This window comes from Streptomyces sp. AK02-01A, from assembly GCF_033795305.1.
Taxonomy (GTDB): Bacteria; Actinomycetota; Actinomycetes; order Streptomycetales; family Streptomycetaceae; genus Streptomyces.
Genome location: NZ_JARBAE010000087.1, coordinates 1 through 11,053, shown reverse-complemented (window position 1 = coordinate 11,053; position 11,053 = coordinate 1). Strand labels below are relative to the sequence as shown.

The window sequence follows — 11,053 nt, the reverse complement described above, 5'->3', positions numbered from 1 at the left end:
ATCCGTGTACTGGACGTACTCGGATGACTCCGACAACGCGGTGAGCGTGCGTGCCAGGCGTCGCAGGCCAGGCGGGATGTGTCAGACAGGGCCCAGGCCCTGTCCCGGCCACGGTCGCCGGTGATCACTCGCGCGGATGGCCGCCGCCGACCGTCACGCGGCGAGATTGTTGTCGTCGGGGCGCGGCTCCGGGATGCCGAGCGGCCGTGTCCCGGCGCCGGAGTCCGCTGTCAGGTCCGCCTCACGCGCGGCCCGCGACCGTACGAACCAGCCCAGCCGCGCCGAACGGGAGACGGCGGACAGCAGCGGGGTCAGCAGCGCGAGCGCGAGCGGAGTCAGGAGCAGGGCCACCGCCGTACCGAGCGCGAAGCCACCGACCACGTCCGTCGGGTAGTGGACACCCATGTAGACCCGGCAGAATCCCTCGATCACCGCGAGCGCGAGCGCGGCGAGACCGAACTTCCGCTGGGCGACGAAGACACCGACGCCGATGGCCATCGCCATCGTGGCGTGGTCGCTGACGAACGAGTAGTCCGTCTTCCCGGCCACCAGGACCTCAAGGCCCTTGTGGTCCAGGAACGGTCTCGGCCGTTCGACGAACCCACGGATCGGGACGTTCACCAGGACCGCGACTCCAGCGGCGAGCGGCGCCCAGACAAGTCCGGCCACGGCCGTGACCGAGTCCTCCAGCGAGCCGTGCCGACGCACGCTCCACCAGCAGCAGACGACCACGAGCACCAGCGCGACCAGGATCCCGTACTCGCCGACGAACTCCATGACGCGGTCGAACGACGCCGGTGCGTCCTTGGCCAGCCCATTGATGTCATAGAGCAGGCTGACGTCGGGGTTCGACCCATCCAGTGCGAGTCCAGCCATCTGCTGCGGCCCCTTGCCTCGTCGCCTGCCGCGCCACGCGACCGTGTGCGCAGCTTCCGCCAACCCCGTTGGTCGGTACGGAACATGCTGCGAGATCAATACCGCAGCTCTCGTCCAGGGAACGGCCTACTCGCCGCGCGGGTTCCACTCTCCACCGAACGATCACCATGACGTTATCGAAGAGTGACACATCGTCGCAGCTCAGGGCCTCTGTCTGACGGAGAGTTCCGGCCACCCGCCGTCAGCCACCGCCGTCCTCCGCCTCTGGTCGACCGGCACCGTCCACGGCTGTCCGACGTCCTCCGAAGCCCGGCGAAGCCCACCGGCCGCCGCGACGCGGCAGCCGGGTCAGGCGCCGGTCCGGCTCGCCGGCAGATCGGTCGGCAAGGACGCCGCACCGTCCTCGGTGACCCGGGTCGCACCGAAGTAGTCGGCGGTGTCGATCTTGTCGAACCGGATCACGGCACCGGTGTACGGAGCGTTGATCATGTACCCGCCGCCCACATACAACCCCACATGGTGGATCGCCCGCGAATTCGTCAGATCGTCCGAGAAGAAGACCAGGTCACCAGGGAGCAACTCGTCCCGTGCGGGATGCTCACCCGCGTTGTACTGGTCATTGGCGACTCGCGGCAGCTCGATCCCCACGGTCCGGTAAGCGGCCTGCGTCAGTCCGGAACAGTCGAAGCGCCCGCCCTGCTCCGGCGTTCCGTTGCCGCCCCACAGATACTTCGTACCGAGCTTCCGCTGCGCGAAGTAGATGGCCCCGGCGGCCTGCCGCGACGGCGCGACCCGCCCGACGGGCTTGGCGAAACTCTTCTCCAGGGTGCGGATGACCTTGACGTAGTTCTGCGTCTCCCGGTACGGCGGAACGCCTCCGTATTTGATGACGGCGTACGCGCCCGCGTTGTACGCCGCAAGCATGTTGCTGGTCTGGTCGCCGGGCACGTCCTTGACGTATCCAGCCAATTCACAGTCGTACGAAGCCGCCGACGGAATCGCGTCGGCCGGGTCCCAGATGTCCCGGTCGCCGTCCTTGTCCCCGTCGATCCCGTGCGCCGCCCATGTCCCGGGGATGAACTGCCCGATGCCTCTGGCGTCAGCCGGACTCTGGGCGGAGGGGTTCCAGCCGCTCTCCTGGTACAACTGCGCGGCGAGCAGGGCCGGATTGATGGCAGGGCAGTAGTTGCCCCACTTCTCGACGAGTTGCTGATAGAGAGCGGGCACGGCGCCCTTGGCCAGTCCCACGGCCCGCCCGCCGGTTCCGAGCCCGGCGGCGGCGGAATAGGTGCCCACGACAAGCAGAGCGACGAAGCTCACACACAGCCCACCGACAGCGGCCGCGACCAGCCATGCCTTACGCACCGTCACACACCCTTCGCGTCAGGGCCACTGTCGTGCGCCAGTGTAGGCGCGGCGGGCCCTGCTCAGGGGGCGGACGGCGAGGACGTCGGAAGAGGGCCGCCGGATGGCCAAAAGTCGTCGTGGCCGCCGGCCGCCGCTCCTCGCGAAGGACGCCTCCCGCCATGGCCGTCCGAGGGTCCGCCGGACAGCACGCGAGGCCGCGAGTTCACTCATACGGCTGGCCCGGCACAGATACGCGGCCGGCGCCTCCACCAGACGACGCGTGATGCCGTACGACATCACGCGGATCGGCGTCGAGACAGCCGATCCCGTCCCACACCGGTCGATTCCCGGCCGACTCACACGAGAGGCGCCGGCGCCTCCGCCCGGCAACCGCGTCGGACCCCTGGTGAGCGGCCCGACGGCCCGTCATATCTCTTGTGGAGCGCGGTCTTCCGCAAAGGTGTAACAACGACAGTCATTGCCCGGAGTCACGCTCCGTGATACACAGAGTAACCATACGCGTACTCGCCTGCCCGGTCCGCGCCAGGTCAGGGAGCCGGCGTCGGTCATATGTGCGGGGATCGGGTAAAGAGAGCCGCCAAGCGGCATACGACGCCGGTTCCATCAGCGAAGATAGAGAGTGACCCGTGTCATGAGGCCCGGGCGTGAACGACCCAACAGGGGCGGTGAGTTACATGTACCTGGCGGCCGAAAAGGGCGACATCACCACCATCATCGGTGGCATCGCCCCAAACTGGGGGCCTTTCGGGACATTGGGGAACGAGGCTCGGGTGATGATCGAGGTCGTGATGGCCGTGGCCATCCTGCTCTGCCTCGGTATCGCGATCTGGGGTGCGGCCAAACAGCGGATCGGAGCGACCGCGCTCAGGGACACGTTCAGCGCCGAGCAGGGCAAGGGCCTGATCGTCGCCGGACTGACCGGAGTCTTCATCATCGGCTCACTCGGAACGCTCTTCACCATCGTGTACGGAATGGCCGTCTGACCCCGCCGTCCCGTCAGTCCGCACCGGGCGTGCCCGGACCACTTCAACACCACCCGTCCGTCGCGCCCACCGGCTGAGGTTGCGTCACCCTGATGTCGAGTCACCACACCGCGCCCGCGCGGCAACCAGCACGGCTACCGTCGTACTACGACACGGACCACGCGGAACCGCAAACGGCTGAGGGGGCATACGCGGCATGAGCTTCGGTGACGAGCACGGCTACGGCGGCGACCAAGGCCGTACGGACGAGGGCTTCGGCGGCACGGGCCAGACCCGTACGCGGCTGCCCGACGCCAGAAGCGGCGACGCGTACGGCGGCCCGCGCCGCCCGGCGCGCGGCTCGCGCTCCCTCATCACCATGGTGGGCGTGGTGATCCTGCTCATCGCGGCCATCGCCTTCGCGAACCGCGGCGGAGGCAACGACGACGCCTCCGGCGGCGGCGGCAAAGGCGCGGCCACGGGATCGGGACCGGGAGCGGCCCCGACGGCGGCAACGGGCGTGAAGCCGGTGACGGGAAAGAACGGCGCGATCCCGTCCGGCTTCGCGCGGAACGAACAGGGCGCGGCGAGCGCGGCGGCGAACTACACGGTGGCGCTCGGATCTGACGGCATGTTCAGCGCCGAATCCCGGCGAGACATCATCCGCGCCACGCACGATCCCGCCGTCGCGGACGGTCTGTTGAGCGATCTGGACAGGGCCTACTCACCGGACTTCCTCAAGAACGTCGGACTGAACGACGACGGCTCCGCGGCCACGGGTCTCACGTTCGTGTCCAGGACCCTGCCCATTGGTACGAAGGTCACCGCGCTGAGTCCTGACGCGGCGACCGTCGAGGTCTGGTCCACCGGCCTCGTGGGCCTGGCCGGCGAGGGCTCCACCAAGCCGGTGACCGAAACCTGGTTCACCATGACGGAGAAGCTCAAGTGGACCGGCGGCGACTGGAAGATCACCTCTTCCAGCCAGACCGAAGGTCCCACGCCCGTCAGCGGAGGCGACAGGGCCTCCACCGCCGACGAGATCGCCGAGGCCGTTCAGGGATATGGAGGCTTCACTTATGCCCGGTAGCCGCCGCCGTCTCAGCGCGTCGTCGCTCGCCGTCTCGCTGACGGGTGCGTCCGCGCTGGTGATCACTCTGGCCGCGCGCGCGTCCGCCGCGCCGAGCCCGTCTCCAACTCCTACGCCCAAGGCCAGCGACAACGTCTGCGACCTCATCTTCGGCGAGGCCAGGGATCTCTGCGAAGAGGGCGACAGCGGCGCCCGCCGCATCGGCCCTCCCTCCGACCCCGCCGATGCCCTCGACCCTCTCTCCTCCCTGGCGCGCGGCTGCGCCGACGCCGCCGCCTGGATCGTCGGCAAGCTCAGCGACGCCGTGAAGGACACCGCCAACGTCGACTTCACCAACGCCGCCTTCCTCCGGCAGTACGCCGTCGTCTTCGCCGCCTCCACCGTCCTCACCCTCGTCCTGTGGCTCCTCGCCGTCTCCAAGCGCGCCATCCGCGGCGTGCCGCTCGCCACCGCGCTCTCCGAGGCCATCGGCTTCCTCTGGCTGACCGTCCTCGCCTCGGCCTTCACACCGCTCATCCTCTACACGGTCGTCTCCGCGACCGACGGCGTCACCGAGGTCATCTCCACCTCCACCGGCGGGCAGACCGACGTCTTCTTCGGCGGCTTCGCCGAAGCCCTCAAGAAGGGCGACAACATCGGCGGCGGGCCGATCATGCTGATCGTCGTCTCCCTCGTGTCGATCCTGGCCGCCGGAGTGCTCTGGCTGGAGCTGGTGATCAGAGCCGCGCTCCTCTACGTCGGAGCCCTGCTCGGCACAGCCGTCTACGCCGGGCTCGTCGACAAGAACATGTGGGGGCACGTCCGCCGCTGGGCCGGCATCATGATCGCGGTCATCATGGTCAAACCCGTGATCGTCATCGTCCTCGGCCTGGCCGGCGCGCTCTCCGCCGACGACGGACCCGACGCGTTCTCCGCCGTGGTGTCGGGCCTCGCCATCATCCTGCTCGCGATCTTCGCCTCCGCGATGATCTACCGCTTCGTACCGGGCTTCGGCGACGAGATCGCCTCCTCCCGTACCAACCGCAAGCAGGCCACCGACGGCTCCCAGGCCGCCGCGGTCATCAGCTCTCCCGCCGCCCTCGTCTCCCAGGGCATCAAGACCCACAGCAGCCGCAACCACCAGCAGGGTGACGGCGGCGGAGGCGGTGGCGGCCGGCCCGCCAATCCGGTCTCCGGAGGCATCGCCGCACACAGCTCCCGCGGCTCCGGAGGCGGTGCCGGCGGTGGACATGGTCCCTCCGCCGCGCCTCCGCCCCGTAACGGCGGTCCGACCGGCGGCACCCCGCACAGTTCACGCAATACCGGCACCGGCAACAACAGCACTGGAGGTGGAGGGCGTTGACGACCCAGGTCCAACCGATGGCGCCCCGCCGTACGTATCTCATCGGCCGCGCCCGGCCGAACGCGATCGTCGGCAAGAACCGCGAGACCGGCGAAATCGCACTGATCATCGCCGGCGCCTTCCTCGGCATGATGTGCGGCCTGCTCGTGCCCGTCCTGTCGCTGAGGATCGTGACGCTCACCGGCTTCCCGCTGATCGCACTGGCCGCGGTGTACGTGCCGTACAAGCACCGCACGTTCTACAAGTGGTACGAGATCAACCGCAGCTTCAAGCGCACCCTGCGCAGCGGCACCGTCTACCGCTCCGCCGCCATGGAGGCCGGCACCAGCATCGACGGCCGTGAGGTCGAGGTCGGCCCGCCTCCCGGCATCGGCCGTATCAACTGGCTGGCCGCGCCCTTCGGACCGGACGAGATCGCCGTCCTGCTCCACGCGGACCGCCGCACCGTCACCGCCGCCATCGAGATCGAGGGTCCCGGCGTCGGCCTGCGCGACAGCGAGGACCAGGAGGCCCTCGTCGACCGCTTCGGCACGCTCCTCAAGCATGTGGCCAACGGCGACGGCTTTGTCACCCGGCTCCAGATGCTCGCCCGTACGCTGCCCGCCGATCCCGACGCGCACGCCAAGGATGTCGCACAGCGCGGCGACGCCTCGTCTCCCGGCTGGCTCCAGGATTCGTACGACCATCTCCAGTCGATGGTCTCCACCTCCAGCGAGCAGCACCGCGCGTATCTCGTCGCCTGCATGCACTTCACCCGTGAACTGGCCGCCGAGGCCCAGGCCATGGCCCGCGCCGCGCGTCAGGCCGCCGGTGCGAAGAAGCTCGACCGTGACGCGGGCCTCGCCGTCGTCATGGCCCGCGAGCTCACCGACATCTGCGCACGGCTCGCCGAGGCGGACATCCGTGTACGGCAGCCGCTCGGGCAGAGCCGGCTGGCCTCCCTCGTGCACTCCATGTACGACCCGGACCATCCCATCGACCACATCCAGGCGATGACGAAACGAAACGCCTGGCCCGCCGAGCTGGACGCGATGGAGCCGACCTATCTCCAGGCCAAGACCCGGGAGTCGTCGACCCGCGCGCCCTGGTGCCACTCCACCGCCTGGGTCAAGGAGTGGCCGATGACCCCGGTCGGCGTCAACTTCCTGGCCCCGCTGCTCGTCCACACACCCGATGTGATCCGTACGGTCTCGGTCACCATGGATCTCGAACCCACCGAGATCGCCATCGAGCGGATGCTCACGGAGAAGACGAACGACGAGGCGGAGGCGAGCCGCGCCGCCAAGATGAACCGCACCGTCGACCCTCGTGACATCGCCGCCCACGGCCGGCTGGACCAGCGGGGTGAAGATCTCGCCAGCGGAGCGGCGGGAGTCAATCTCGTCGGGTACATCACAGTGTCGTCCAGGTCGCCCGAGGCTCTGGCCAGGGACAAACGGACGATCAGGGCCTCCGCCGGCAAGTCGTATCTGAAGCTGGAATGGTGCGACCGCGAGCACCATCGCGCTTTTGTGAACACCCTGCCGTTCGCGACCGGTATCCGCCGATAATCCTGATGATCACCGACAGTCCGCTGTAACGGCTGATAGCCGCCGAGCCGAAAGGGGCCAGTGATGCGAGATCCGCTGTCCGTTCTCACGGATGCCTTCACCAGCTTCCTCTTCGGGAAGGTGGAGACGACCCGGCTGCCTGTCCGTACCTCGACGGGCCAGGCCCAAGCCGTCTATCTGCCCACCGCGGCGCCCGGACTCGGCGACTCCGGCGTGATCATCGGCCGCGAGGTCTACAGCGGCAAGGGCTATATCTACGACCCGTTCCAGTTGTACGGTCAGCAGCTCCCGGCTCCGCACTGGCTGGTCCTCGGCGAGTCCGGCAACGGCAAGTCGGCGCTGGAGAAGACCTATGTCCTGCGCCAACTCCGCTTCCGGGACCGGCAGGTGGTCGTCCTCGACGCCCAGGGCGAGGACGGCCACGGCGAGTGGAACCTGATCGCGCAGGAGCTGGGTATAACCCCCATCCGGCTCGACCCCATGGCCGCGCTCGACGGCGGCATCCGCCTCAACCCGCTCGACCCCGCGATCACCACGACCGGTCAGCTCGCGCTGCTCCGCACCATCATCGAAGTGGCGATGGGACACGGCCTCGACGAGCGCTCCGGCTTCGCGCTCAAGGTCGCGCACGCCTATGTCAACGAGACGATCCTCGAACGCCAGCCCGTACTGATGGACATCGTCGAGCAACTCCGGCATCCGGAGCCCGAGTCGGCCGAGGCCATGAACGTCGATCTGGACGATGTCCGGGCCTGGGGCCTGGATGTCGCGCTGGTCCTCGACCGGCTGGTCGACGGCGATCTGCGCGGCATGTTCGACGGCCCGACGACCGTCGGGATCGATCTGGACGCACCGCTCATCGTCTTCGACCTCTCGCACATCGACCGCAACTCGATCGCGATGCCGATCCTGATGGCGATCGTGGGTGTCTGGCTGGAGCACACCTGGATCCGCCCCGACCGCAGGAAGCGCATCTTCCTGGTAGAGGAGGCCTGGCACATCATCAACTCGCCTTTCGTCGCCCAGCTCTTCCAGCGGCTGCTGAAGTTCGGCCGGCGGCTCGGTCTGTCGTTCGTGGCGGTGGTCCACCACCTGTCGGACGTGGTCGACGGAGCCGCGGCCCGGGAAGCCGCGGCCATCCTCAAGATGGCCTCGACCCGGACGATCTACGCACAGAAGGCCGACGAGGCGAGAGCGACCGGCCGGGTGCTCGGGCTGCCCCGATGGGCGGTGGAGATCATCCCGACGCTCACGCCCGGTATCGCGGTCTGGGACGTCAACGGCAATGTCCAGGTCGTCAAGCATCTGGTGACGGACGCCGAACGGCCACTGGTCTTCACGGACCGGGCCATGACGGAGAACTCCGAGGCATCGGACGCCGCCGACGCTCTGGAAGCCGGGCTTCCGGACGACATGCGGGCCGCGGAGTGGGAGGCGGAGCAGCGGGCTCTTCTGCTGGAACGGCAACGGCAGTTCAACGAGTCCTCCGAGTCGACGGTGGCGTGACATGCCGGGCCGCCACGAGGGACAGGAGTCGCGGGGCATCCCCGACGGGCTGCTGGTGGGCCTCCTGGCCTTCCTGCTCGGACTGTCGCTGCTGGTCTGGACGGCCACCGGGCTGGCCGGACTGTTCGCACACGGCGGCTGGCCGCACGCGGTGACCTTCGGCCGTACGCCCATGGCGATACGGCAACTCGCGTCGAAGCCGCACGACCTGGCGGCCGCCTGGCCCGACACCCCGCCCGCGGAGCTGTCCGGATACGGACTCTTCTGGGGTCTGCTGATCAGTCAGCTCATGGTGCTGACGGTGTTCACGGTGTTCGTGCTGGGTGTCACGGCCCGCTATCGGGCGGTACGGACACGGCGGCGGGAGCAGCTTCACCACGAGCGGCACCAGCGGTCCGTGACCGATGCCGTACGGAATCCGGCAGCGACGCCGACGGCGGACGGCCCGGCCGCTCAGGACATGCCAACCAAGCACGCCCGGACCGACATCGCGCCGATGGCCGTCCCCGCAGCCGCACGCTCCGCGAACCCGGCCGCGAACCCAACGGCCCTCCTCCCTCCCGTCCCCGCGACCGGCACCGGCCCTGTTGTCCCCTCTCCACGCACCGCGCCACGCGTGCGGTACGGCGATCCCCTCGCCCGCCGCCCGGCGGCCGTCCAGGCGATCCTGGACTCCGAAGGCGCCGCGCTCGTCGTCACCTCCGACTCCGCCGTCTGGTCGGAGACCAAGGACGCGCGGGCCAAGCTCGGGCCCGTTCTCGTGTACGACCCGGGGCATCTCTGCGACACTCCGGCCCGCCTCCACTGGTCCCCGACAACCGGATGCGAGGACACCGCCACCGCCACCGCCCGCGCGGTCGCACTGCTCGCGCCCGTACGCCCACACGCGCTGCTCGACGCGGCCATGGCCGACACCGCTGAAACGCTCCTGCGCTGCTGGCTGCATGCCGCGGCGGTCGACGCACGGCCGTTCAAGCAGGTGCACCGCTGGGCCCAGGGCGGGAGCGCCCATGAGGCCGTACGGATCCTCCGTACCCACCCGAAGGCGGCCTCCGGCCTCGCCGGACTGCTGGAGTCGGCGCTCACCGCGCATCCTGAACGGCGAGAGGTCGCACAGCAGTTGACGGCCCGTGCGCTGTCGTCTCTCTCCTCGGTCCATATCCGGGAGGCCTGCACACCGAACCGAACGGATTCGCTCACTCTGGATTCTTTTGTCGGCGAGGGGGGCACGCTCTATGTGGTGGGTGAGCCGATCGAAGATCCTCGCTCCCGCCCGGGTGCGGTTCCGCTGCTGACCGCACTCACCTCAAGCGTGGTCGAGCACGGCCGCCGCATGGCCGCACGGTCATCTGACGGTCGGCTCGACCCACCAATGACGCTCGTCCTCGACGACGTCGCCGCCGTGGCTCCGCTCCCGCTGCTGCCGGAGCTGCTGGCCACCGGTCAGGACCAGGGACTGCCCACGCTGGTCCTCCTCCGCTCGCGCGAGCAGGGCCGGGACCGCTGGCCGCATCACGAGCTGTCGGCTCACGACGTCTAGGCCGACGTCTAGGCCCTGCTGACGGCACCTTCCGCCGGCCGGTCGACCGCCAGCTCCAACTCTCGTGCGGACGGGTCGTGTTCGAACGGGACGACCTGTCCTGACGGTACGAAGCCGATCTTGCGATAGGCGGCCTGCGCCCTCGGATTCCTCTCGTGGACATAGAGCCGTACCCGAGCGAGCCGCGGCTCCTCCAACGACCACGCCCACTCCAGGGCAGCGGCGATCAACTCTCCGATCAGACCGGTGCCGCGCTGTTCGGGACGTACATAGACACCGACGAGATGCCCCTGAGCCCGCTCGATCGTGGTGCCCAGGAAGTCGATGCTGCCGGCCACCTCGATCAACAGGGCCACCGACCCGGACCAGGTCCCGTCCGGCGCCTCTGCGATGAACTGCACGGATCTGCTCCCATGCTTCGGTGAGGCGCCGGCAGCCCGCTGCCGCCAGTACGAGTCAGGGTGCTGAAGGCCCTGCTCATACGTCTCCAGGAACGCCACCGGCGCCGCTGGATCCTGGAGCGAGACCAGCCGGATCTCTCTGACCTTGGCCCACTCGTCGGCTCGTACGGGGCGTATCACATGGTTCATGCACCGATCCTGTACGCGCCGGGCCTTCGGCCGCAAGGCGGTTTCGGCCGCCCATGACCACCTGCTCCGCGTTTCGCAGGCATTCCGACCGCCGAATGCACATTCCTCATTGCACTGGGCCCATCGCATTGGCCCTGAACGCAGGAATGCCCTGTACCTAAAGGCACAGGGCATTCCCACAACAATTGTTCGGCAGCGTCCTACTCTCCCACAGGGTCCCCCCTGCAGTACC

General features: G+C 68.8%; 9 protein-coding genes. 6 read left to right on the top strand and 3 right to left on the bottom strand.

What is annotated here, in order from left to right; translation table 11 throughout:
• Positions 1-153: 153 nt before the first annotated feature.
• Together PV679_RS35430 and PV679_RS35425 are read right to left on the bottom strand one after the other, a co-directional pair.
• A complete protein-coding gene (locus PV679_RS35430; RefSeq protein WP_319685401.1) occupies positions 154-876 on the bottom strand; it encodes a phosphatase PAP2 family protein in 723 nt (240 codons plus the stop codon).
• A 348-nt stretch (positions 877-1,224) separates the two neighbouring features.
• Positions 1,225-2,241 carry a bifunctional lytic transglycosylase/C40 family peptidase gene (locus PV679_RS35425; protein ID WP_319685400.1) on the bottom strand — a complete coding sequence of 339 codons (1,017 nt, stop codon included), beginning with the start codon at positions 2,239-2,241 and terminating at the stop codon, positions 1,225-1,227.
• A 677-nt stretch (positions 2,242-2,918) separates the two neighbouring features.
• Between PV679_RS35425 and PV679_RS35420 the strand changes: the two genes are divergently transcribed.
• The 6 genes from PV679_RS35420 (at position 2,919) to PV679_RS35395 (ending at position 10,231) form a co-directional block, all read left to right on the top strand.
• Positions 2,919-3,227: a hypothetical protein gene (locus PV679_RS35420; protein WP_003985768.1), complete on the top strand. Its 309-nt coding sequence runs from the start codon at positions 2,919-2,921 to the stop codon at positions 3,225-3,227.
• A 196-nt stretch (positions 3,228-3,423) separates the two neighbouring features.
• Positions 3,424-4,293 carry a hypothetical protein gene (locus tag PV679_RS35415; protein WP_319685399.1) on the top strand — a complete coding sequence of 290 codons (870 nt, stop codon included), beginning with the start codon at positions 3,424-3,426 and terminating at the stop codon, positions 4,291-4,293.
• A complete protein-coding gene (locus PV679_RS35410) occupies positions 4,283-5,635 on the top strand; it encodes a hypothetical protein (RefSeq protein ID WP_319685398.1) in 1,353 nt (450 codons plus the stop codon). The genes PV679_RS35415 and PV679_RS35410 overlap by 11 nt, the downstream gene beginning before the upstream one ends.
• Positions 5,632-7,185, top strand: coding sequence for an SCO6880 family protein (locus PV679_RS35405; RefSeq protein ID WP_319685397.1), 1,554 nt, complete (start codon positions 5,632-5,634; stop codon positions 7,183-7,185). The genes PV679_RS35410 and PV679_RS35405 overlap by 4 nt, the downstream gene beginning before the upstream one ends.
• Before the next feature lie 63 nt (positions 7,186-7,248).
• A complete protein-coding gene (locus PV679_RS35400) occupies positions 7,249-8,691 on the top strand; it encodes an ATP-binding protein (protein ID WP_319685396.1) in 1,443 nt (480 codons plus the stop codon).
• Between the two features lies 1 nt (position 8,692).
• Positions 8,693-10,231 carry a type VI secretion protein gene (locus tag PV679_RS35395; RefSeq protein ID WP_319685395.1) on the top strand — a complete coding sequence of 513 codons (1,539 nt, stop codon included), beginning with the start codon at positions 8,693-8,695 and terminating at the stop codon, positions 10,229-10,231.
• An 8-nt stretch (positions 10,232-10,239) separates the two neighbouring features.
• Here PV679_RS35395 and PV679_RS35390 read toward each other — a convergent pair whose 3' ends face one another.
• Positions 10,240-10,821 (bottom strand): GNAT family N-acetyltransferase, encoded by a 582-nt coding sequence (locus tag PV679_RS35390; RefSeq protein ID WP_319685394.1) that lies wholly within the window; start codon positions 10,819-10,821, stop codon positions 10,240-10,242.
• Positions 10,822-11,053: the final 232 nt, after the last annotated feature.